Origin of the sequence: Psychromonas aquimarina ATCC BAA-1526 (assembly GCF_000428725.1) — a bacterium.
Taxonomy (GTDB): Bacteria; Pseudomonadota; Gammaproteobacteria; order Enterobacterales; family Psychromonadaceae; genus Psychromonas; species Psychromonas aquimarina.
The window spans coordinates 40,632-64,698 of sequence record NZ_AUAM01000011.1; the positions used below are offsets into that span (position 1 = coordinate 40,632).

22 protein-coding genes are annotated in these 24,067 nt (G+C 42.9%); 6 read left to right on the forward strand and 16 right to left on the reverse strand.

Translation table 11 applies throughout. The features are described 5' to 3' along the window. Positions 1–188: 188 nt before the first annotated feature. The gene (locus G337_RS0103820) at positions 189–1,202 is read left to right on the forward strand and encodes a manganese-dependent inorganic pyrophosphatase (protein ID WP_028862696.1); all 1,014 of its coding nucleotides are present in this window, start codon (positions 189–191) and stop codon (positions 1,200–1,202) included. Positions 1,203–1,252: 50 nt separating this feature from the next. On the opposite strand, the gene G337_RS25555 is transcribed toward G337_RS0103820, so the two are convergent. Beyond that, the gene (locus G337_RS25555; RefSeq protein WP_051302936.1) at positions 1,253–2,278 is read right to left on the reverse strand and encodes a M48 family metalloprotease; all 1,026 of its coding nucleotides are present in this window, start codon (positions 2,276–2,278) and stop codon (positions 1,253–1,255) included. A gap of 291 nt (positions 2,279–2,569) precedes the next feature. Between G337_RS25555 and G337_RS0103830 the strand changes: the two genes are divergently transcribed. Then, positions 2,570–3,226: an HAD family hydrolase gene (locus G337_RS0103830; protein WP_028862697.1), complete on the forward strand. Its 657-nt coding sequence runs from the start codon at positions 2,570–2,572 to the stop codon at positions 3,224–3,226. A gap of 12 nt (positions 3,227–3,238) precedes the next feature. Here the strand turns inward: G337_RS0103830 and G337_RS0103835 are convergent, their stop codons facing one another. Next, a complete protein-coding gene (locus tag G337_RS0103835; protein WP_028862698.1) occupies positions 3,239–5,107 on the reverse strand; it encodes an HD domain-containing phosphohydrolase in 1,869 nt (622 codons plus the stop codon). A gap of 394 nt (positions 5,108–5,501) precedes the next feature. On the opposite strand from G337_RS0103835, the gene G337_RS0103840 reads away from it, so the two are divergent. Next, positions 5,502–6,953 (forward strand): alpha-amylase family protein, encoded by a 1,452-nt coding sequence (locus G337_RS0103840; protein WP_245597628.1) that lies wholly within the window; start codon positions 5,502–5,504, stop codon positions 6,951–6,953. Positions 6,954–7,002: 49 nt separating this feature from the next. Here the strand turns inward: G337_RS0103840 and G337_RS0103845 are convergent, their stop codons facing one another. From G337_RS0103845 to G337_RS0103875, 7 genes are all read right to left on the reverse strand, one after another. After that, positions 7,003–8,079 carry a GTP pyrophosphokinase gene (locus tag G337_RS0103845; RefSeq protein ID WP_028862700.1) on the reverse strand — a complete coding sequence of 359 codons (1,077 nt, stop codon included), beginning with the start codon at positions 8,077–8,079 and terminating at the stop codon, positions 7,003–7,005. 61 nt (positions 8,080–8,140) lie between these two features. Then, positions 8,141–8,794 (reverse strand): hypothetical protein, encoded by a 654-nt coding sequence (locus G337_RS0103850; RefSeq protein ID WP_028862701.1) that lies wholly within the window; start codon positions 8,792–8,794, stop codon positions 8,141–8,143. A gap of 73 nt (positions 8,795–8,867) precedes the next feature. Next, positions 8,868–10,067: a hypothetical protein gene (locus G337_RS0103855; protein WP_028862702.1), complete on the reverse strand. Its 1,200-nt coding sequence runs from the start codon at positions 10,065–10,067 to the stop codon at positions 8,868–8,870. Further along, complete coding sequence (locus G337_RS0103860; RefSeq protein WP_028862703.1) at positions 10,064–10,762, reverse strand: ABC transporter ATP-binding protein; 699 nt, start codon at positions 10,760–10,762, stop codon at positions 10,064–10,066. Before G337_RS0103860 ends, G337_RS0103855 begins: the two co-directional genes overlap by 4 nt. Positions 10,763–10,824: 62 nt before the next feature. Further along, positions 10,825–12,042, reverse strand: a complete 1,218-nt coding sequence (locus G337_RS0103865; RefSeq protein WP_028862704.1) for an ABC transporter permease — start codon at positions 12,040–12,042, stop codon at positions 10,825–10,827. Next, positions 12,032–13,276, reverse strand: a complete 1,245-nt coding sequence (locus G337_RS0103870) for an ABC transporter permease (protein WP_028862705.1) — start codon at positions 13,274–13,276, stop codon at positions 12,032–12,034. The genes G337_RS0103865 and G337_RS0103870 overlap by 11 nt, the downstream gene beginning before the upstream one ends. A gap of 93 nt (positions 13,277–13,369) precedes the next feature. Continuing rightward, positions 13,370–14,125, reverse strand: a complete 756-nt coding sequence (locus G337_RS0103875) for an outer membrane lipoprotein-sorting protein (RefSeq protein WP_028862706.1) — start codon at positions 14,123–14,125, stop codon at positions 13,370–13,372. A gap of 731 nt (positions 14,126–14,856) precedes the next feature. On the opposite strand from G337_RS0103875, the gene G337_RS0103885 reads away from it, so the two are divergent. Beyond that, positions 14,857–15,336: a MarR family winged helix-turn-helix transcriptional regulator gene (locus G337_RS0103885; protein WP_028862708.1), complete on the forward strand. Its 480-nt coding sequence runs from the start codon at positions 14,857–14,859 to the stop codon at positions 15,334–15,336. 79 nt (positions 15,337–15,415) lie between these two features. On the opposite strand, the gene G337_RS25560 is transcribed toward G337_RS0103885, so the two are convergent. The 3 genes from G337_RS25560 to G337_RS0103900 all read right to left on the reverse strand — a co-directional run bounded on the left by G337_RS25560 (position 15,416) and on the right by G337_RS0103900 (position 17,635). Next, a complete protein-coding gene (locus G337_RS25560; RefSeq protein WP_051302937.1) occupies positions 15,416–16,072 on the reverse strand; it encodes a cation efflux transmembrane domain-containing protein in 657 nt (218 codons plus the stop codon). Between the two features lie 86 nt (positions 16,073–16,158). Further along, the gene (locus tag G337_RS0103895; protein ID WP_028862709.1) at positions 16,159–16,797 is read right to left on the reverse strand and encodes a thioredoxin domain-containing protein; all 639 of its coding nucleotides are present in this window, start codon (positions 16,795–16,797) and stop codon (positions 16,159–16,161) included. A 70-nt stretch (positions 16,798–16,867) separates the two neighbouring features. Further along, the gene (locus tag G337_RS0103900) at positions 16,868–17,635 is read right to left on the reverse strand and encodes an oligogalacturonate-specific porin KdgM family protein (protein ID WP_028862710.1); all 768 of its coding nucleotides are present in this window, start codon (positions 17,633–17,635) and stop codon (positions 16,868–16,870) included. 377 nt (positions 17,636–18,012) lie between these two features. On the opposite strand from G337_RS0103900, the gene G337_RS0103905 reads away from it, so the two are divergent. Next, complete coding sequence (locus G337_RS0103905) at positions 18,013–19,296, forward strand: phosphatase PAP2 family protein (protein WP_028862711.1); 1,284 nt, start codon at positions 18,013–18,015, stop codon at positions 19,294–19,296. A gap of 41 nt (positions 19,297–19,337) precedes the next feature. Here the strand turns inward: G337_RS0103905 and G337_RS0103910 are convergent, their stop codons facing one another. From G337_RS0103910 to G337_RS28545, 4 genes are read right to left on the reverse strand one after another with little or no spacing between them, the layout of a single operon-like run. Then, positions 19,338–20,324, reverse strand: coding sequence for a metal ABC transporter solute-binding protein, Zn/Mn family (locus G337_RS0103910; RefSeq protein ID WP_028862712.1), 987 nt, complete (start codon positions 20,322–20,324; stop codon positions 19,338–19,340). Next, the gene (locus tag G337_RS0103915; protein WP_028862713.1) at positions 20,317–21,207 is read right to left on the reverse strand and encodes a metal ABC transporter permease; all 891 of its coding nucleotides are present in this window, start codon (positions 21,205–21,207) and stop codon (positions 20,317–20,319) included. Before G337_RS0103915 ends, G337_RS0103910 begins: the two co-directional genes overlap by 8 nt. Continuing rightward, positions 21,204–21,911, reverse strand: a complete 708-nt coding sequence (locus G337_RS0103920; protein WP_028862714.1) for a metal ABC transporter ATP-binding protein — start codon at positions 21,909–21,911, stop codon at positions 21,204–21,206. The genes G337_RS0103915 and G337_RS0103920 overlap by 4 nt, the downstream gene beginning before the upstream one ends. A 9-nt stretch (positions 21,912–21,920) precedes the next feature. After that, a complete protein-coding gene (locus G337_RS28545) occupies positions 21,921–22,061 on the reverse strand; it encodes a hypothetical protein (protein WP_157619203.1) in 141 nt (46 codons plus the stop codon). Positions 22,062–22,263: 202 nt separating this feature from the next. Here G337_RS28545 and G337_RS0103930 point away from each other — a divergent pair, with 202 nt between their 5' ends. After that, positions 22,264–24,060: an ABC transporter ATP-binding protein gene (locus G337_RS0103930; RefSeq protein ID WP_157619205.1), complete on the forward strand. Its 1,797-nt coding sequence runs from the start codon at positions 22,264–22,266 to the stop codon at positions 24,058–24,060. Positions 24,061–24,067 lie beyond the last annotated feature (7 nt).

Genomic DNA, 24,067 nt, shown 5'->3' on the forward strand with positions numbered 1-24,067 from the left:
AAAACAGAGTATAAAGCAGCTCAGATTCAATTGTTAAAATCTTTCTGAAGCAGTGATCTGTAACAATGAAGATCAGGGTGTTTATATAAAGAAAATATTCATTTATATGCGCTGTCATAAAATATTCACAGTTTATCCCTATTCTTAAAATCTTTAAAAACCTTAAAAACCTTAAAAACGGATAAACCATGAAATTTTCTTATGCATTATTATCTCTAGCATTTATCAGCACAAGCAGCAGTGCTTTTGAATTAAATGACCCGCAAAAAAACAATACACAGAATTTAATATGGACAGGTCATCTCAGCCCCGATACAGACAGCATGACAGCTGCAATAGCGGCGGCTCATATCTACGGTGGTACAGCGGTAGTGCCGCAGAAAATTAATCCGGAAAGTCGTTTTGTACTTGAATACTGCCAGGCTGAAACACCACTGCAGTTAGATGACTTTACGGGTAAACAAGTCGGTCTAGTTGATTTTAATCAGAAAACCCAGCTCCACAAAACGATTGATCCGAGCAGTATTACAGCAATTATTGATCATCATGCGATCGGCGGCAGCCCGGTAAATTTAGCACAGGTCGCGGCTGTTGATATCCGCCCCTGGGGATCAGCCGCGACAATTCTTGCAGACCGGGCTGCATCATTAAGTATCAGCCTGCCGCAGCAGGCTGCCTGTACAACCTTAGCCGGTATTTTATCGGATACCCTAGTCTTACAGTCAGCAACAACAACCCGGTATGATCGCGATTATGCACTTAAATTAGCCGAACAAGCCGGCATTAGTGATTTTCACTCCTTCGGCGAACAGATGCTGATCGCTAAATCGGATTTAAGTGGAACGGATGCTGCTGCTATTCTGACTATGGACTACAAAACTTTTGAATATGCAGGTAAAAAAGTCGGTATCGGCGTCGCAGAAACATTAACTGCTGAGCAGTTAACAGACAGAAAAGATGAATTTATAACTGCTATGCAGGTTTATAAAAAAGCCAATAACCTAGACCATCTATTCTTTTCAGTTACCGATACCAAGAATAAACAAGCCAACCTGCTGTGGATTGATAAGGCAGATGCCGCTCTTGCCCGGGCTGCTTTTCAAGGCCAGGATGCAGACGGCTGGTTAGTGCTTAAGAATGTAACATCACGCAAGCGTCAAATAGGTCCGGCAATACAACGGGCTGTTGAGGCAGCTAATTAACAGCAGGAACAAAAAGGAGACTTAACTGTCTCCTTTTCAACCGTTAACAGTTAACTATTAATAATAAGCACAGCGGCTTTGTTATCTGAGACTCTCTGCACAGAGGCCCCGTTACGACTGTCGACATAATCAACTACCTGTTCATTCACCGGATTCATCGGCGCGTACGCCTGAACGTCATCAGCATATTTCTGGTAAGCAGGTATTGCAACGGCGGCCAGTATGCCGATAATAGCGGCAACTATAATTAAACCGCCGGCTCCCGAGGCCCCCATCCCGAAACGTGGAATAAACAAAGAAAGCAGCCAGGCAGCGGCATGGCGAGAAGGATGTTTAATCTCTTCGCCTTTACTTAAAGCAAGGGCTGCAGCCATACGTTTAGTAAGCCACGGGTAATCACTGTTTAATTCATTAAATGACATCCAAAAACCGCTGGTTTCATTTATCTGGCTAAGATAAGCCTGCAGATTAATCGACTGCCACCTTGTATCACCAGCAGCCATAGCTGCGATCGCCGCCTTAATATCATCTTCACACTGACAGCAGGCAACACCATAACGATCACAGGTGTATTCCTGTGCACGGTAAAGTGCCGAACCGATAACAGGTAATATAGAAGCCGGCATAATAAATGCGCGTCGTGATAAATGCTTTCTGTGGATATGACCTAATTCATGGCCGATATAAAAATCTAATGCTCCCGGCTGCTGCTCTAATGCGTCAATAACATCGGTAAATAAAACCACAAAATGACGGCCTAAAAATTTAGTTGCTAAGGCATTAAAATAACCTGTTCTTAACAGATAGGCTTCCGGAATTTCACTTAAGCCGACTTTTGTACATCCCTCAACTAACTTTTTATATAAATCAGGATACTGCTGTTCACTTATTTTTACACCGGCCCCCTTAAGATGTGAAATAAATGCAGAGTGGGCAAATAAGAAAAACAGATACGCTGTCAGCAGGTAAATAAATACCAGGCCGAAGGTACCTATGGTCAGCATAAGCCAGAATACTGCAGATAAAACAGCTGCAGTAATAAAAAGAGGTTTTTCATGCTTATAAATTAGTTCCATTAATTTATCCTTAAGTAATTTTACTGGTTATAAACATAAGGGCCGAATCAAACCAATAACGACTAGGCTCCTTAAATAGAAAGTCACATCACTATAATATCAATAAAACAGCTTTTATTAAGCACTGCAAATCACATTAATAAACAAAGTCTTAAGGAAGATATTTACCCTCATAATATTCAAGCAAGTAATTGATTAACAGCATTGCATGAAATTGTTATTATCAGCAGTCAAACTGTGCTTAAAACTATACCGTGCCTACTAAATAGAAATTTAACTCAAGGAAATACAATGAATTACCAAGCAGCCGTTTTTGATATGGACGGCCTTCTTTTAGATACCGAAAAAGTCTGCATGCAGGCGTTTCGGGAAGCCTGTGAGTTTTTATCGCTGCCTATGTTAGAAGATGTATATTTAGGCATTATCGGCAGCAATGCGGCAGGTATTGAACAAGTGCTGCGAAACGGTTACGGCCCTGAACTTGATTATGAAACACTGCGTCACGAATGGATGAAACGTTATCATCCTATTGTTGAACATCAGGCTATTCCGGTAAAAGCCGGCGTAATTGATTTATTAACCTGGTTAAAATCACAATCTATTCCTGCTGCAGTGGCAACATCAACCCCAAGAGAGCTGGCTAAAACCAAGCTGAAGCTAGCGGGTTTACTGGATTACTTTGAACACCTTAGTACCGGCTGTGAAGTTAAAAACGGCAAGCCCGATCCGGAAATATTTCTGCTGGCGGCCGAGCGCTTAAATGTTCGACCGGAAAATTGTTTAGCTTTTGAAGATTCAAGCAACGGAGTACGCTCAGGGGTCGCGGCCGGCATGCAGGTTTATCAGGTGCCTGATCTGGTAAAACCTTGTGCAGATGTAATTGCACTGGGCCATAATATCAGCGGTTCTTTATCAGATGTTTTAACTCAGCTGCAGGCGGCAGAATAAAATGCGAGTTTTTTATGCCACGGAACCAGCGCACTTAACTGTGCGTTCCGCTGTTAATTTATGCACTGGGCAGGCTGGCTCAGAGAACTGATTATTAATCTGCCAGAATGACTCTTTAACAGACATAAAAGCATCAATAATACGCGGATCAAAATGACTGCCCCGCCCTGCTGAAATAATTTTTTCGGTCTCCTGTCGGCCAAACGCTTTTTTATAAACACGGCGGCTGGAGAGCGCATCAAAAACATCTGCCACTGCCATGATCCGTGCGGCAATGGGGATCTGATCGGCTGCCAGACCTTCAGGATAGCCGCTTCCATCCCACTTTTCATGATGATAATGAGCAATATCACGAGCAAACTGTAAAAAAGTCGGCCCGTTAACCTGCTGAAGCTCTGAGGTAAGGGTCAGGATAGAAGACTCAATTGCTTTGCTGCCGTAAACGGTATGCTGCTGCATAATTTCAAATTCTTTATTACTCAACTTTCCTGGTTTCAAAAGTATTTCATCGGGGATACCAACTTTACCGATATCATGCAGCGGGGCTGATTTATACAATAATTCGATCGCATCATTGTTTAGAAATTCTGAAAAATCCGGGTGGCTGCGCAGCTCAGCAGCCAGCAGACGCACATAATTCTGCGTCCGCCTCAAATGCAGACCCGTTTCGTTATCACGTGTCTCGGCCAGCGCTGCCATACTCAGGATAGTGACACTTTTAGTCACCTCCAGCTCTCTGGTACGCTCCTTGACCCGGCGCTCTAAAGAGTGATTAAGTTTTTTGAGTTTCAATTCTGCGGCTTTTCTGCCGGTCGATGCTCTCGCCCATATATAAATAAGGATTAAACCCAGCGGGTAAATCACTAAAATTGGATAAAGAAATTTAACCTTAGTAAACAGAAAGGCGGGAGTATAATCCCAAACGGTATTAACGATCACAATCTTCCATTCATCCAGGAAATGATCTCTATTTGCAACCTTTTCATGAACATTAACAACCGGATGTACGCTTGCAAAAGAAAATCGTCCATTCTTCCAGTTGATAATCCCCTGCTCCATAAGCTTTATCTGCCGCCAGACCTCCGGATACAGTGCGCTGAAACTCTGCTGATGATCCAGTATAAATCCCCATTCACGTGAGGCATCTTCACTGGACAGCCAGAAACCTTCATTGTTAAGCAGAGCAGCCTCTCCCGGCGCAACAGCCATCTGTTTACGAAATGTATCAAGAAACAGGCGTCCGAAATAATTTAAAACTACCACTCCTTTAAGTTCTCCGGCCTGATTACGCACGGGTTTAGCAAATCGAATCATCGGCTTGCGGGGCATTTCAACTCTGCCCTGCTCAATATTGAGATCCAAAGGCGAAATATACAGTTTGTCATTGTTTATAGAGGCGCTCTTCAGGAAATAATAACGATTAGACTTATCCTGCAGCTGCTCTGCAGGAACAACCAAAGGTTCACCGTTTTTATAATCGATCCGCACCAGCTCCCTGCCGCCTGGACCAAGCAGGCGGACCTGATCATAAAGGTGCGCAGTATCTGCTAAATTAAAAAATTCCAGTTTAAGGCGTTCGCGTGTATCGGCATTATTTTCACCAATAAACGCCTTCATAGACTCACTATTTACCAAAAACTCCAACTGAGAAATAACCGTATCAAAATCGCGCTGCGCCAGACGAGAACCGACCTCAATAGCAGCCTGAACTCTACTCTGCTGCTGCACCTGCTCAACATTCATAAACAGTATATTAACCAGTATAAAAGCGAGAATATTGATAACAGTAAAAGGAATAAACAGAATAATAAATGACTTCCACACCTGCTTTTTATGAGCACCTGAAAGCTCTTTATTATTTTTTTTATGAAAAATAGCCACGGGTTTTCTCCAAATAATGATCAATGTACATATATACATACACAGCCAACTGACAATTACTTGATCACATTTTGAACTTTAGTTCAGAGACATGTTTTTATCCAATACGACTTAGTTATGAAGACAAATACCTATCAATAATTACAGCATAAGCATAACGACAGATTCTGCCGGATCAGAGAAAAGTTGAGCCGTACACCATTATTATCCCCGCGAAAACCTGCGGCATCTTCAATGTGATCAATGTCATTGATATTACCTTCAGTTATAGATAGTTTGTGATTTCGTTATATCTGCAGCAGATAACAGCATAAAACGCGGCTCCTGACTAACCGTCTGGAGTTCTTGTTAGACCCGTCGGTAAGATGATTTTTTATGGTTAGAGGGATGAATTATGAGTGAAGAGAAAATGGAATTTACACTTAGCAGCAGCTCCACTTTAGTCAGAAAAGTTAAACAACTGTGCAGCACTGCAGTGATAACAGCCGGGTTGTTAACAGCTCACGGAGCTTCTGCCGATGCTATTCTGCATGCTTTTAACTGGACATACGATGATGTCGCATCTAAAGCACAGGAGATAGCGGATCTAGGTTACAAAAAAGTTCTTGTTTCACCGGCTTACAAATCTAGCGGCAGTGAATGGTGGGCACGCTACCAGCCGCAGGATTTACGTATAATCCACAGCCCTCTTGGTGATACCACTGACTTTAAAGAGATGATCCGGGCCCTGAAAAGTAAAGGCATTGAAACCTATGCCGATATTGTTTTTAATCATATGGCTAACGAATCATGGAAGCACCCGGATCTGGATTACCCGGGTGAAGCTGTATTAGCAGACTATGAGGCAGATCTCCCCTACTACAACTCGATCAAACTTTTCGGTGATCTGAGCAATGGTTTTGTAAGCGGCGGAGACTTCCATCCTGCCGGCTGCATCAGCGACTGGAGTAACCCCGGTGACGTACAGTACTGGCGTTTATGCGGCGGAAGCGGCGACAGCGGCCTGCCGGATCTGGAGCCGAACAACTGGGTTGTTTCTCAGCAGCAGGAATATCTGCGCGCACTTAAAAATTTAGGTGTAACGGGTTTCCGTGTTGATGCTGCAAAACATATGAACAATTACCATATTAATTCTGTGTTCAGCGATGAAATCAAAACTGCTGTTCATGTATTTGGGGAGATTATAACCTCAGGCGGAGCCGGTGACACGAGTTACGACAGTTTCCTGGCGCCGTATCTGAACGGTACCAGTCATTCGGCCTATGATTTTCCATTATTTGCCTCTATGCGCAGTGCATTCGCCATCGGCGGCTCAATGAATAAACTCGTTGATCCGGGCGCCTACGGCCAGGCATTACCCGGCTCACGAGCGGTTACTTTCTCCATCACACACGATATTCCCACTAATCAGGGGTTTCGCTATCAGATAATGGCAGAAACTGATGAATACCTGGCTAACGCCTATATTATGGGCCGTGACGGCGGATTACCTATGATTTACTCGGATCATAATGAGAGTAATGACGGCAGCCGCTGGGTGGATTTATACAAACGCTCAGATGTTAAGGGCATGCTTAAATTCCACAATGCAGCACAGGGCAGCGGGATGCAGGTAATGGCTAATAATGACTGTATCATCCTGTTTAAACGTGATCATATAGGAGTTGTCGGTATTAACAAATGCACTGATGGTCAGGATATCTGGGTAGATACCTCGGTCAACAATCTCTGGTGGTATAAAAACTACCGCGATACGCTGGACAGTAGTGACGTGCAGAATATCAGCAGCCGATGGCATAAATTCTATCTGCCCGGCCGCCAGGCTAAAATGTGGTTAATGGAATAGAACTGCAGAAAAAAACAAAAAGGGACAGTTTGTCCCTTTTTATCAGCCGTTATTTTTCTCCGCAATAATTTACATAATAGGGATTATCCAGCAGCCATTTTTCAAATGATTTCTTTGCGGAAGCGGTAAGCATGCTGGAAAAAACTTCTTTGTCACCTAAATACAGACAATGGCGGATAATGGTATAAGGATTCATGGAGCCCGCCGGGCTTGATCCTGCAAAAAATGCTTTGTATTTTTTTACTGCAGTAATAGTTTCACGAATATAAAAGTTAAATTTTCCCCTGGTTATCTGCGGCTTCAGTGAAACAATTTCCTGAGTAAAACCATCCACCTTATAGGACTCAAATTCAAAACCACTGAAAAAATGACCGGCAATTTTTAAGAAACTGAACGCATTGAATTCATTGCCTTTTAAATCGCTGCTGTCGGGTATGCTGGTGCCCGCAGCAGAATCAGCAATATCCTGGGTTTTTTCTAATTCGGCATCGGTGGCAATTCTTATCTCTTTAAATTCTCTGTCGGCTAACTCAAAAAGAGCCGCTAAGGTATTAATACGTCTTTTCAGCTGCTTGGGAATCACTTTTTTATATTTTATTTTATGATCCAGAATACTCCAGGAATCCTGAATAATCGTTCTTATCTGCACTTCAAAGCTTAAATCTTTACACACCTCGTATTCAGGCAGATTACGGCGAATATCATTTAACTTTAAATCCAGATGAATTCCTTTATAACCGAAAGAATCTTCCGTATCTTCAATCTGTGAGGTTTTATCCGTCACATCAATCACCAGAAAATGCTCTGCAAGTTTGCTTTTCAGTTTTTCGACATCATCTTCATATAAGCACACCACTCTTAATCCAATCAGATCGCTAATATGATCCTTAATCGTATAATGCTGGAAAGCTTCTTCCAGGGCATTACGGTATTTAAGATTGAATTTTTTTATGCACTCTTCTCTATTTTTTACTCTTCCCTCAATTTTTGAAATTGAGATACTGCCCTTAGTCAGTGATTCAACTAAAGCCACAAAAGAGTTCTTGGCTGTTTCTAATGAGCCAATATTTGCATCGTAATAATCTCTAAAAGAATTTTTTTCTTTATCAAAGTCAATTGATGACACTCGACATTTTCTCCTTAAATCTTTATCTATAATTATATCTTAAGTAATTCTAACTGCCGGTTTACAGACCGATACTGTCTAAAATTTCCACAAACACCAGTTCCCGGTTTTTACTGGTCAGCATAGGATATAAGCGGCATAAACGAATTGCCTGACCGAACTTATCTTTACCAATTACACTTAAAACCCGGGTAAACAGCTGTTCGTCTAAGTGAAAGGTTTTAACCGCATGTGTTACTGCACTGTCCAGGTTTACATAAGTTGTACCGTCAAACTCGAAAGCTTGATCTTCCTGCTCTATATATAACTTCTCATTATTGATCCGCAGCTCCCAGCCCTGATAATTAATACGCCCCTGGATCATCTCAAACATAAACCAGGCACTGCGTTTAAAGCCCTCAAAGGCACTGCCTTCTAATTCAGACTCTTCCAGCTCTTTTTTAGTCCAGTTAGAGCCTATGCTTAAAGTTTTCTGATGTTTAACAGTCAAGGCCTTTTTAACTGCATCACGGTAAGCAAATAATGAGCTGAATGCGGTGCGCTTAACTATATTAGAGCACTCATTACAGCTCGGCAGGCAGAGCGGTATATGATCCATTAAACTTTCTTCACTGCTGTGCTTAGGAAAATTAATCTCTTTGTCCTTAGGCTCGCCGCAGAACCAGCAGCTATTACGGTTATTAAAGGGAATTTCAATCAGGGGATAACGATTCATGGGTTTCCATAAGAGTTAAAATAAGACATTAAAACAGGGTTAAAAATTCAGCAGACAAGATACACCACAGCTTTTAAAAACTCCACTTCAACTGCGCAAAAGCCAGAAGACTTGGAGTTTCACCGAATAGACTGCCGGACGCCCCGTCAAAACGCTGCACAACCATCAGCAGCTGCCAGTTATCGGCCAGCGAATAACTATTGCTTAAGCCGAGATAATAAGAGCCGTCGCTATAATAACTGCCGGAAAAGGTTAAACGGCTTAAGGAGCTGATATCAAAGCTAAGATCCGCATAATAGGTCATTTTACTAAAACTTAAGGTGCGAGCAGTCAGCGGTAGATTAAGAAATTCTAATGCACTGTTCTGGTCCTGCGGCTCAGAGATATACAAAGCGGCCAGCCTCCCCATCCAGTTGCGCCGTCCGCCGAAACTATAATCACTTTCAAGACTGGAGACCAAAGCTGACTGCAGATCAATATTTTCAACTCCGTTAAACCAGCTGTCCTGAGTCGGTTCAAACCAGGTAACTTCCCCGCGCAGACCAGCACCGCTGATATCACCGGCAAAGCCGCCGCCGAGAACATGATCTAACTGTGATTTTCCAGCCAGCAGCTGCATATCCCAGCCCCGCTTGTTAAACAGATAACGCGCGGCATAACTGTTTAACTCACTGTCCTGATTCGGGTTATAAACCACTTCAAGTGAACTGGCAAAATCCAGTTTACGTTTTAATAAAACAGAATCGCTTCCCGCCCGCTCTTCATAATCAAAATCATAAATTGAATAGGAATTAAAAATATCATTAGGATTCCACAGGGTAGTCATCGCCCAGTTAATACGGGAGCGGCCTAACCGCGCCTGCCACTCTTTATTTGACCAGTCGAGGTAAAGACGATCAAACTGGGTATTACCCAGCAGCCCGTTTTTGTCTAACCAGTTTGCAGATAAATCCAGATAACCTGGATCGTTGCCGATAAACTCAGCATATCCTGGCAGTTCAGCGCTGTCGCCTGCCGTAAGACGGTTACGCATAGCAGCGTTAAAACGCAGCTGACTGTTAAAACGATATTCAAAATTAAAACGCTGGTGAAGCAGATGATCATAACTGTGTGCATAATCATCGGGCAGATTAGCAGACCCCATATATTTGATATAACCGGAAAGATCCCAGTTTTTCTGCGGGGCCAGTCCGGGTATCTGTGCCGCACAAGCTGTACAGATAAAATAAGCGGCTAAGGCTGCATAGTATTTAAGTATACCGACCTGTCTCACTGTGAAACCTCAGTCTGTACCGTATCTTCTTTTTTCAAACCGTCTTCAAAAACAATAACCCGTTTAGCACGACTGATAACCCGCGGATCATGAGTGGAGAAGATAAAGGTGGTCCCCTCCTGTTCATTCAACTGCTGCATTATATCAAGCAGTTCCGCGGTACTTTTGGCATCTAAATTTGCCGTAGGCTCATCCGCCATCACAAACTTCGGGCTGGGCGCAAGCGCTCTCGCTACTGCAACCCGCTGCTGCTGTCCGCCGGAAAGCTTAGCAGGCCGTTTATGCAGATGTTCAGCAAGTCCCACCCTAATTAACAGATCTGTGGCGCGTTTACGGCATTCTTGCTCACTATGCCCCTGCAGCTGCATAACAAACTCCACGTTTTCAAGCGCCGTTAATACCGGCAGCAGGCTGTAATCCTGAAAGATAAAACCAATATTATCGCGCCGAAAAGCAATTAACTGTTTATCATGCAGCTGCAGAATATTATTACCATCAATCAGTACCTTACCTGAAGTGGGAGTATCAATACCGCCGAGCATATTCAGCAGCGTAGTTTTACCTGAACCGGAAGGTCCCATCACAGCAACAAACTCCCCCTGTTTGATTTCTAAATCCAGGTGATTAACCGCATGCACCGGAAAATCCGTATCGGCATTATAGATTTTGCACAACTGCTCTAATTTAATGCTCATTTACTGTTTCTCCGACAATTGAATTATTAATGCTTTTCCGACATAGCTTGTACTGAGTATTATCAATGCTTCTCCGACATGGCCTGTACTGGCTCTTGTTTTAATATCTGCCGGGCAGGATATAAACCAGCTAAGAAACTAGCCAGTACCACAGTAATAAAAATAACAGCAAAATCACTTGCGGGGACTTGAGGATATAACAAAGTATCCAGCCCCATGGCGCTTAAACCATCCGCCATCGCGGTTAAGGAGATCCCGGTAACATTTAATATTGAAAGAGCGGCCAGTGATAAAAGTAGACCGAGTGTTGCACCAACTAACCCTAAGAAAGTAGATTCCAGTAAAATCAGCTGCAGTATTTTGTGCTTCTGCATACCGACGGCCATCAATACACCAAATTCGCAGGTGCGTTCAAATACCGACATTAAAAGGATATTAACAATACCAAAACCCATCGCCAGCACAAATATCACCAGAATAATAATATTGCTTGATGCCATGCTTGCCGACATAGCGGCCAGCATAGGCTGCAGCTCTTCCCAGTTCTGTACACTGTTAGACTGCGCCATCGCGCCGCGGACCTTCTCTTTAACTGACTCTAGCTGCTTAATATCGTTTACTAAAAGCGCAATTTCATGGTCGCCTTCAATACCGCTCAGCAGCTGCAGATCCGCTTTACGCACAAACACATTCATTTCATCAAAAGCACTGGACGGAGTTTCAAACAAACCGCGTACCCTAAATGCGGCCCCGCTGACATCACCGTTTTTATCAGTAAAAGTCAGCACAACTTTCGATCCTGCCCGCAGTTTTAAACGCTGCGCTATTTTTTTTGAAACCAGTATTGGATTACGGCCCTTATCATCCAGCCAGACACCGTCATATATATTCTGCGCAAGCGGCGTAATTAAGGCTTCCTTTTGTAAATCAATGCCGTTGATAGTAATACCGCGAGTACTGCGTGCGGAAGCAATCATACCCTGCGCCAGGTGACGGGAAGTCCATACTTTTATCTGCGCAGTCTTATCAAGCAGAAGTTCTAAGCCGCGGCTGCTTTCTATGGTTTTATGAATCTCCGGATCTGCACTGTAGCCTTTTTTATGCACCTGAAGATGGCTGGTCTGCCAGTTAACGGTATTACTGATCATATTATCCATCATACCGTTCATAAAACCGATCATCAGGGTGACTCCGACCAGACCAAAAACCATGGCGCCTAATACTATGCTGGTTCTGAGCTTGTTTCTCCATAAATTACGCCAGGCAAGTTTAAGCAGCATGTGCACCTCCTTTTAATGCACAAACCAGATCGATTTTATAAAGGCGCCGCAGCGGGTAAATTAAACACAGAGCCAGTAAAGCCAGCACCACCACAATCTGATTAATAAATAACTGCGGGGCTAATAATACCGGGATAACCGGGTCATAGCCCATTTCCAGCATCAGTTGTGCCGTTTCACCGGTTAGTGTAATAGGGTTAAACAATAACCAGATAAGGATAGGAAAGGAGATAAGCAGTCCGATAATAATGCCCAGCAGAGCAATAAATGCGGACTCAATACAGATCAGTTTTAATAACTTAATCCGTAATAAGCCGGTGGCCAGCATCACTGCAAATTCACGCTGCCGTTCCAGCGTCATCATCAGCAGGGTGGCAAATAAACCAAAACCGACAATACCGTAGAGCAGGTACATTAATATCAGCCCGCTGCTGCGGTCCATAAGAATCTGCTGCGCTAAATCAGGGGAAAGATCCAGCCAGTCCCGTACATTTACTGCCTGCGTGTAATGATTTTTTAAAGCACTGACCGCCTGTTCAACATCAGCCAGTGAGTCGGTATGCAGAACCCATGAAGTCACTAAATCCCCGGTACTGTACAAACGCTGCGCTGCCTCCAGAGGCATATACACAAGCTGGTTATTCAGCTGCGGCATGGGGAAATGCACAATTCCCTGAATGATAAACAAACCGGCGGCCGTCTGGCCGCGGTACCCCTGCCCGTACAGAACCAGTTCATCACCTGCCTTTAAGTTCAGCTGCTGTGCCAGGCCTTCGGCTATCAATACCTGCGGTTTATCTGACTTGTTGTTCGGATCACCAAAGTAACTGCCGCTTATCACTTTTCTGGAAAGGCTGGAGTAATCATCCTCCGGCTGCGGATCAATACCTAAAACCAGGATCCCTTTGGATTTATCACCGGAGGCGGCCAGTGCAAAGGACTCTATGCGCGGTAAAACAGTTTCGACAGTTGAGACCTGCCGGGCAAAATCGATAAAGGAGGGCTCCGCAGAAAGCAGATCATCGATACTCTGGCTCTCTTTAAATTCCGGATGCTGCAGCTGAATTAAACCAGTAGACAGACGCGCTATATTTTCAATATTCGCGCTGTAGCTGCCCTCTTGAATGCAGCGCATCACTAACGACAGAATCAGTGCTAACGCCAGCGCAGAAGCAGTTAAAATGGTGCGGCGCTTTTGACGCCAGAGATTTCGCCAGGCAAGTTTCACTAACATAACAGTCCTGTTTTATATACGCAGCCGCGGCCGCTTTTGATCATCTGTTTACCCGCTAAAATCAGATTAATTGAACAGTCTCAAGAACTGCGGCTAATCCCGCAGGGCTTTCATCTGGCTCTGAGAGAAAAACTGTTCGTTTATTTCAAAATTAAACTGCGCCTGATGGGTGATCATTTCTGTTTTCTGCCCGGGTTTATCCGCAGGGATCATCTCCATACGTGCAGCAACAGATCGTCCGCCCATCTCCCGGATATCATAGGTACTCATGGTGTTCACCAGCTCATCAAACTCATCATAAAACTCAACCTTACGCTGCAGATAGGTATCCTTCGATATCCATAAGCGCACCTTGCTCCAGACTACCGGCGCATCTGCTTTAGCCACAGCATCAATCACGTAACTGTCATCATTATCAAAAACTTCGCTGGAAATCATTTTATGATGGTAGTCCACCACAATAGAGGACTGGTTAATCAGATCATCATTAGTGAAATCCGATCCCATCCAGGACTGCCCTAACATTGACGGGGCTATTTTAATCACCCGTTCAATACCGGGTACCCAGTTCCACATCTCTGTTTTACGTTTTAATGAAGAACTGCCCTTATCTTTCGCCGGCGCAGTAATTAACACCAACGACAAATCCAGCCCTTTCGTCCAGCTTTTCATGCTCATACTGCGGGTCCAGTCAGGGCGAATAATATTCATAGTAATTTCACTGTAACTCGATTCACCGCGCATCTGCTGATCAGATTTTTCAATAATTTTAAATGCACTATCCTGCGCAAAAAGACAGTTAGAAAACAGAAGGCTGACAGTTATTAACAGACTTGATAAGTAAGGCATAGCTATTTCCTATCGTATAAATTCAGGACGCAGAGTTATACCCAAACCACTTGAAGATACAGATTCAGAGCTTAGCTCGGAAATCAGAACAAGGCACAATATGCAGAGAATGGTAATTCCCTTTTCAAATATTGTAACGCCGTGCTGATTTTCGAGCTAGACTCCCGCAGGGCAAGGCGAGAGCCAACCATCTTCAGCGTTATAAAACCTTGATGTAGAATGCTAGACCTGCGGCTTTATGCCCTGAATCTAATCATCTCTCGACTTGCTGATTCCTGCATCTTCAAGTGGCTTGGGTATATTATGTTAGTCGACTTTTCAATATAAAAATAAAGCCAGCCTCTTGTTTTGGTTAATTATTATCTGATTTTTGATAGGCAAATTCTGATCAGTTGAACCGAGCGGGCGCGTTTTATTATGTATCGGCAGGCAGTGAACTGTTTTATAAAAATGAGCGGATAAAAAACCTCCCGCAAAAAATATTGAGGGAGGAAAATGGGTAAACTGTTTTAACAGGTTAATCGTAACAGATACCCAATAAAAAGCACGCAAAAGATTTAATACCAAACCTCAAGTACAGATTTTCACTTTTTATAATTATCTAATAAGCCTAAGCTCATTCAACAGCAGCTGTAATAATCAAAGAATAAAGGTGTGATATAGAACATAAATTATGCATTTACTGCTAACAAGGGTATGATTCCAGCACATACAAAATAAAGGGTTCTTATATGTCAGCGTCGTCAAATGCCTATCGTGATACAGCAGGTCTTACCTGGATCGCAATGCGCTTACTGCACAATAATCTGCAGCTGGAAATAAATAAGGTTAACGATACAATAAATGTTGAACAATTATTCTTGTTAATGGAATTAGATTATGAAGACGGCCTAAGGCCTTCTGTGCTTGCTAAACGCATGGTACGCAGTAAAGGTACGCTTTCCAGTTTGATTCGCCACGCGAAAAGAAACGAGTATATTGCTGTAACCGATGACCCTAAAAACAGAAATGCCAAGCGTGTCTTTTTAACCATATACGGTAAAAAAATTCATGATCAGCTTAAACCGATTATCACCGAGGCAGTTGCTAATTCGATGAGCCATGTTGCGCCGGAGAATCTAGCGATAGTTGAAGAAGCTATGAGCGGCATTATCAGAACCTTCAGCCCGGAGTGGTTTGATTTCGAAGATAAAGAACAACAGCAGGATTAACTTAATGATAAAGAAGGCGTTCACATGAGCGCCTTTTTTATATAGCTCGGCAATTCATGTAAACCGCCCGCCTGCCCGCTTATATAACCGTTTTGACGAAAATCCTGCGGTATGATTCAACAATCATACTCACAGGTGTTCTGATCATAAACACTGCCAGAATAAGAATCGCAAGAGCATCGCCGATATACAGCATAAAGACAAACGGTGAGGAAGAGTCAATCATAGCAATTACGATTAAGGCCAGACCGGCGGCCGAAGAGACCAGGCCGTCAATCATAGATGCAGCTGCTTCGGTTTTTAATACCCCGCTGCTGTAACCCGTTCTTTTATTCTGATAGTTATAAAAAACAGCCAAAGCAGAACAAATACAAACAACAAGCGCAACATAATAAGCAATAATCCCCGTTTCAATGGGTTTTGTACAACAGCCGTTTATGTAATAGTAAATTTTGTCCAGGCTGCCGCTAAGAGCGATTAAGAGCACGCTAAAAATAAGAAGGCTTTTAAATAAACAGTAGACGTGATCCAGATAATCACGATCAGCTTTACACGACTTTAAATAGTTAAGAATTAAGGTAAATATTCCCGTCAAAAACAAAACAAATGAAAAATTACCATCTAACAGCAGCGCTTCAGATCCAGAAAAGTAAAAAGCGGCCCAGCCGGCAGCCGCCATAATAAGATTAGCGAAACATCCAACGATTAAAGATTGTTTTTCAATATTCCGCTTCATATTATTAGCCGGTTGATTCCTGAATAAAGCAAATTATATAGTGAAAAACAAAAGGCTCAACATCAAACCACAGCACAATTAAAGCGCTAACTATTAAGCAGGTAGCTAATGGTTTTCTGTAAATCATCAAGGCTGCGGTGAGCCCCTAAATTAATTATATATTTACCTTTTATGATAAGTGTCGGCACAGCAGAAAGGCGCACTGCATTTACCAGATCCTGCGACTGGCGGCTTAAACTGATGATTTTCTCGTGCTGTTCCTGAGTTAACTGCTCAGGGTTGGTAATATCGTACAGCTGAAACAGCTCTTTAAGGTATAACTCCCGTCCATTTGAGAACTGCGCAGATGCAGGAGACTGTATTAAATCAAAAAGATGTTCAGTGAATTCAGCACGCTGCTTTTGTACAGGCGGCAGCTGTATATCAGCGCTGTAATATAAGTATGCTTCATTAGCCGTGCGTTCATTAAAAACCGCATGCATTTTATGAATTGAAATACCGGCTTTCTGCTCTAACTCTCTTAACATCTTTTCAATATTTCGGCAGTGACCGCAGGACAAAGCAAAAATCTCAACAACGTCCGGCAGCGGCATTTCAATACTGTCAACAGTGGTAAATTTGCTGCTGTCTATTGTCTGCTCATTACAGGCACTGGTTAAAAATGGAATAACAGCGGCAATAAGCAGAATCAGATAAGTACTGAATTGTGATGTTATTTTTCTCATAAATAGTCTCGCATAAAAATCAGGTAAAAAAATGCCCGGTCAAAAACCAGGCATAAAAGCAGGACATAGATTAGAATGAAGCCATTACACCTAATTTGAATTCATTACTGCGCGCACCTTTAAAGCCTTCAAAACCTGATACAGAGCTTTTAGCTGTGTACTGAACGTAAGGAACGACAGTTTTGTATTGTGTATATGCCACTTTAAATTCGTAATCATTGTTTCTCCAGCGCTCACCTTCTGATTCACCACGGCCGCTCATATCAACTTTACCGTCTCTATGAATCCAGTTTAGCGACACATCAACTAAGTCAATAGCATAACCAACTGTTAAGTCAGTACGGTGAACACCGTTTTTAAACTTAATTTCATCTGTTTGACCCTTTTCCGTACCAGTCAATGTATCTTTCTGGTAGTCATAACGGTAGCGTGCTGCTGTGTATAAACCGAAATCAAAGTCATAACCGCCCTTCAGGCCCACTTTATAAGTATTACCTTTGTCTGCATTAAAGTTAATACTGCCAATCTGCAGATCATTAATGATTGTACGGTCTGACGGGAAAGTCACAGCAACTTGAGGCTGAATCCAAAGATTATCGTTTAAGTCGAACTTCCAAGCTGATTCAAGTGTTATTTCTTTGCTTTGATTCTTAGCATTGTTTTTATTGGCATGTGCATAAATATACTCAGCGCCAAAAGATAGTCCGTTATCTAACGCATAACCCGCTTTAAAAGTAGATTCGTTAACACTGTCTTGTGAGATTTCAGTTTGGATTCCAGCAACCGCTGATGCAGAAAATAGAGCAGAAGCGATAGAAACAGCTAGTAGTTTTTTCATATTTGTTACCTGACAAGTAAAAAGAATTAAGGTTTGATGTGGAACGACCGAGATAATATTGAGTTCAACATCAAACGTCAAGAGTTACTTTCAAAAAAGTTCAATTTATTTTCGATCTTTTTTAATCTCACCTTGGCAAAAACCTTATCTAAAACCCCGTCACACAAGAGGTCTATATACATATTCTCTTCTTAAGTAACCTGCTCTGTATTTTCATATAATCACCAAACAATTAGTTTGACATTAAATCGATTATTATTTAACCTCTCGCAACTTAATTTGGTGTGACATAAAACGTTAATTTAAAGACTCACTGAACTACAAAATAAACTAGTGATATTTCCACTGTGGCTAAAACAAAACATCCAGGGTTGTTTATGAATAAATTTTTTACTATCGGTCTATTGACCTCTGTTATCTTTCCCTCCGCGGCCTTCAGCGCAAATAACATTGAATACTCAGTTAATGATTCAATTGTTGAAGCAGGAGATATGGTGCAGATACTGGTTCCTGTGACCGGTTTATTTGCAGCCTGGATGCACGACGATATGGAAGGAGCAAAGCAGTTGACCTACTCAACGTTCAGCACGCAGCTGATTATTCACGGAACAAAAAATACGGTCGGCCGCAAACGCCCTAACGGCAGCAGCTGGAACTCATTTCCTTCAGGACATACTGGAGCGGCTTTCTCCGGCGCTGCTTTTTTACAGTCAAGATATGGTTCTGAATGGGGGATCCCGGCTTATGCGGCCGCGAGCTTTGTCGGCGCCAGCCGTATCTACGGGAATTATCATTTTGCAGGAGACGTAACAGCGGCAGCCGGAATTGCTTTTTTAATGAATCAGTATTTTGTTTCACCTTATCGGATGGAAGGTGTTTATTTTAATGCACAGCCCACTAATGACGGTTTTGCGCTTGGTGTTACAGTAATGAATAACGCTTTTGACAAAAAAGAAAGCAGGAAAGTAAATAAACTGAGACGCACTCCAATAAAGCATCGTCTTGAATTAGGTATCGGCGCCAATCTGACTGACAGCGCTGCAGAATCCGGGGTTGATCAGTATCTATATGATGCACAGTTAGTAGATAAGCTGCAGCCCTTTGCTTATGTTAATTATCAGTATGCCTTAGAGAATAATAATGAGTTTGAACTGGAGTTTAATCCTAACGAAACCAGACGCAGCGGCATAGTCAGTGAAGATTTTGAATTTGACGGACAGTCATTTTCCAGAGGCCAGGAGGTCTTCAGCGCATTTCGTCACTGGATGCTCGGCTCTAATCTTTATAAAGGGTTACAAGTAACGGATAATTTAGAAATAAATGTCGGTTTAGGTATGTATGTACATATGTTTGGGTTTGACGCATCAAAGGAAGGCTCTACAGAAACGGCATCGGATCAATATTGGCGGGCAATGCCGAGCGGCACGCTGAAAGGAAAATACTCAATAACACCTGCATTGTCGACTCTGGCTAAAGTGCAGTGCCAGTTTTGGGAAAATGACAGTTATCTTGCCGCTGAAGCAGGTATCAATTATCAGATAAATCGTGAATGGGATATGGGCTTAAAATACGCTTATTCAAAAACAACACTGGAAAACAGCCAGGCCAAAAGCAGCTATAGCGGTAATGCAGTCATACTTACCTTTGCCAACCATTTTTAAGCAGCAGAAAAGATCCTGCTGCTCTTATTATTTATTATTTATTATTTCAATGCCTTAACCAGTGAGGATGCATTATGTTCCATCAGTTCCAAATAACTGGAAGCCCCCTGACCTGGATTAGATAACGCATCCGAGAACAATTTTCCGCCAACCTGCGCATCTGTATCTGCACTTATCTGTTCGATAAGACGGTTATCACTGATATTTTCCACAAAAACCGCTTTGATTTCATTTTTACGAATCTGATCAATCACAGCGGCAATATCAGCCGCACTGGCTTCAGACTCAGTACTTGTTCCCTGTAATGAGTAAAAACTTACTTTATAGTCACGCTGAAAATAAGCAAATGCATTATGGGGAACAATCACCTTTCTCTGTTCCTGCGGAATAGAGGCAAACATCGTCTTTATTTTACTGTCCAGAGCATTAAGTTTCTGCTCATACACAGCTAAATTGTCCTGGTAATAAGAAGCATTATCGGGATCAATGGAGCTTAAAGCGTGGCTGATATTAGCCGCATATATTTTTACATTTTTGATACTGTGCCAGGAATGAGGATCTATATCATGATGATGCCCATGACTGTCTACATGCTGGTGCTCATGTTCGTGGTCATGATCGTCTGCATCTTCATTCTCATGGTGTGCCTCATGTTCCTGATGCTTGTCATGGCTGCAGGCGCCTTCAAGAGGTGAAATACCATCTGATGCATTGATCTGCAGACCCGAGAAATGCGAAGATTCCAGTAACCGCGGCAGCCAGCCTTCAAAACCAAGGCCGTTTAATACCACCAGATCTGCAGCGGCTGCTTTTTTTACATCATTAGGTGCAGGGTTATAGGTATGCGCATCACCATTATTTCCCACTAAAGTGGTCAGCTCGATTTTATCACCGCCAATCTGCGCCGTAATGTCGCCGAGAATAGAAAAGCTGGCGACAACAGATATTTTCTCCTCAGCAGCCGCATTAACCGCGCTTAAACTTAATAACAAAGGAAGCCAGATAAAGGTTTTAATATGTTTAATCATTAGTTTGTCCCGAAAATGAAAGAGAGGTATGTTTTTTTGAAAATAAATCACGCTGCTTAACCATAATAATGGAAATGATATACAGCCCGCCGAGAACCAGAATAATTGCCGGACTGGCAGCCAGAGCAAAATGATAAGAAAGTAATAAACCGCCTAAGCAGCTGAGTGATGCACATAAAAATGCAATCAAAATCATCGACCCCAGCTGATTAGTCCAGAAGCGGGCAACTGCAGCCGGTAAAATCATTAAACCCACGGACATTAATGTACCTAACGCATGAAATCCGGCTACTAAATTTAAAACCACCAAAAGGAGGAAAATATAATGGACGGCCTCCCCCATGCGGCTTACCGTTTTAAAAAAATCCGGATCAACACACTCCAGAACTAAAGCACGGTAAATCAAAGCCAGCGCCAAGGTTGAAATGCTGGCAATAGTGGTCAGTAAAAGAAGGGCTTCATTATTCAGAGCAAGCGTGGATCCGAAAAGAACATGCAGCAGATCTACACTGCTGCCTTTAGAAGAGATAATAAGCACCCCCACCGCCAGTGATAACAGATAAAATGCAGCCAGACTTGAATCTTCCTCTGCCCTGCTGTGACGTGCAACAAAACCCGATAATAAAGCCACAATGCAGCCGGCAATAATACCGCCTATGGTCATGGCAAAAATAGAAAGCCCGGAAACCAGGAAACCGACAGCTGCGCCGGGTAAAATAGCATGTGCCATTGCATCCCCGGTTAAGCTCATTTTTCTTAAGGTAAGAAAAACACCAATCGGCGCAGCGCTAATACTCAAAACCAGACAGCCCCACAGGGCTCTGGACATAAATGAATAATTTGAAAAAGGTTCGATAAATAGTTCAAAAAGTATGTTTATCATAATTCATTAACCACGGCGGGATGAAAACCGGCTTTACACATATTATCCTGCGTTAATACCTGCTCAGTCGGCCCTTTGGCGATCAGCCTGCCGGCAAGCAGCAGAGCTTCCGGGAAATACTGCTTTACCAGGTGCATATCATGGATCACAGCAATCACCGTTTTACCTGCAGCATGACAGGCCTGGATAACAGCAGCCAGATCCCGGGTAGTGTGCATATCAACCGAGTTGAAAGGTTCATCTAAAATTAAGATCTGTGCATCTTGAATCAGCATTCGTGCAAATAACATACGCTGAAACTGCCCGCCGGAAAGCTCGCCAATCTGCTTATGTTCACTGTTTTTAAGCCCCACCTGACTTAAACAAGCCGAAAGCTGTTTATTTAAAAGCGGTGTAAACGCCCGCCAAAGTCCCGTTTTTCGCCATGTCCCGGCGGATACAAACTCTTTAACGGTAATAGGGAAACTGCGGTCGACTTTTTGACTCTGCGGCAGATAAGCAATATTTTTCAAACCGTATTTTTGAAATTCAACGCACCCGGCGGCAGGTTTTAATTGACCCATAACTGCTTTAAGCAGAGTAGATTTTCCAGCACCATTGGCGCCGACAACTGCAAGCATCTCACCTTGGTGAATCTCAGTGTTAATATTTTCCAGCGCAGGAATATTTTGATAGTGCACTGTTAACTGCGATATTTTAATCACTTGCTCAGCCTAAAAATAGATAAACAAAGTTGACCAGAGCACGGACAGCAGGCTTAGAGCAATGCTTAAGCGAAAAACAATACCGCTTAATAAAATAGAGCCGGCCCCTGCTCTGCCGAAGTGATTAAACAGATTATTGAAAAGTTTCATAATATTGACTTCTTGGTTAATGATAATAGATCTCGTTTGTTATGTTATAACATAACAAGCAATGGCGCTATGGTTAATATGATTTAAAATAATAATCATCTCTCCCAAAAACCTGAATTTATCCATTATGCTTTTAACTTTATTGTTCATAGAAAACAGAATCTAAGTACAATGTGGGCAAAAAACAGGAATCATTCTCACTTTGACAGACTACAAAAATGAATTTATTGACCGGAACTGGCTGTTAAAAAAAGCCGGACAGCATAAAAAACGCCTGATCAGCGCCAATTTCATCGCAGTTATCGCGACCCTGATCAGCGTACCTATTCCGTTACTGATGCCGCTGATGGTAGATGAAGTCCTGCTTCATAATCCAGCCGGCGGCATAGCTTTTATGAATAACTTCCTGCCGGGCCAGTGGCAGCAGCCTGCAAGCTATATTGTGGTTATTTTCCTGTGCGTAATTGTAATGCGTACCACCAGCCAGGTGCTTAATATATTACAAAGCCGCCAGTTCACTCTGGTATCAAAAACTATTACTTACACCATCCGCAGCAAACTGATCGATAAACTAGGACGGATCAGTATCCGTCAGTACGAAACACGCGGCAGCGGCGGTATCAATGCGCATATTGTTACCGATATCGAAACTATCGATCAGTTTATCGGCACTACCCTGAGCCGTTTTTTAATAAGCTTTTTAACTGTGCTGGGCACGGCAGTTATTTTATTGTGGATAGACTGGCGTTTAGGTTTATTTATTCTGCTGGTAAACCCGCTTGTGGTGTTTTTCTCACGTAAATTAGGCTCTCGGGTAAAACATCTTAAAAAGAAAGAGAACCAGTCCTTTGAGAAATTTCAAAACCGTTTAATCGAAACCTTAGACGGCATCTATCAGCTGCGCGCTTCTAACCGGGAAAAAGAGTTTCTTAACCAGCTTAAGAATCAGGCCGATGATATCCGCAGCAGCGCCGATAAATATGCCTGGCAGAGTGAAGCTGCCGGTCGTTTCTCCTTTTTACTGTTTTTATTAGGTTTTGAACTGTTCCGGGCCGTCGCTATGTTAATGGTATTAATGAGCGATTTAACCATAGGTCAGATTTTTGCTGTATTCGGCTACTTATGGTTTATGCTTTCTCCGGTACAGGAGCTGCTGAATATTCAGTTTTCCTGGTACGGCGCAGCTGCCGCCATCAAACGTATTAACTCATTGTTACAGTTAGAAGAAGAGCGCCGTCCGGTTAGTAAAGTAAACCCGTTTATTAACAGCCGAAGCATCGATATAAAAATTAACAATCTTAACTTTTCTTACGATGCAGAAAGCCGGGTATTAAATGATCTGTCCCTGCATATTCCGGCGGGAAAAAAAGTCGCACTGGTAGGATCCAGCGGCGGCGGAAAATCAACGTTAATTCAGTTATTAATCGGTGTTTATCAGCACAGCGGCGGTGAGATTCTGTTTAACGGTCAGAAAAGCACTGAGATAGGTTTTGATATAATCCGCGATAATATTTCCGTGGTACTGCAGCAGCCGGTCCTATTTAACGACAGTCTGCGAAATAATTTAGCTCTGGGAGCAGCCTACGATGACTCACAGTTATGGCAGGCGCTGAATGTTGCGCAGCTCAGTGATCTGATGGAACAGCTGACCGAAGGGTTAGATACACAGCTCGGCCGTCAGGGCATACGTCTTTCCGGCGGGCAGCGCCAGCGTGTTGCTATAGCACGAATGGTATTAAGCGATCCGCAGTTTGTGATTTTAGATGAGGCGACTTCAGCACTGGATACCGCAACCGAAAGCGCCCTGCATCACGCCTTAAATACCTTTTTAGCAGGCCGCACCACTCTGATTGTGGCGCACCGTTTATCGGCAGTAAAACAGGCCGATATTATCTATGTATTAGAGGAAGGCAAGGTCACGCAGTCGGGTACACATATTGATTTAGTTGAGCAGGACGGTTTGTACCAGACCCTGTACGGCACGGTTCAGTCTCACTAGGTTTAAG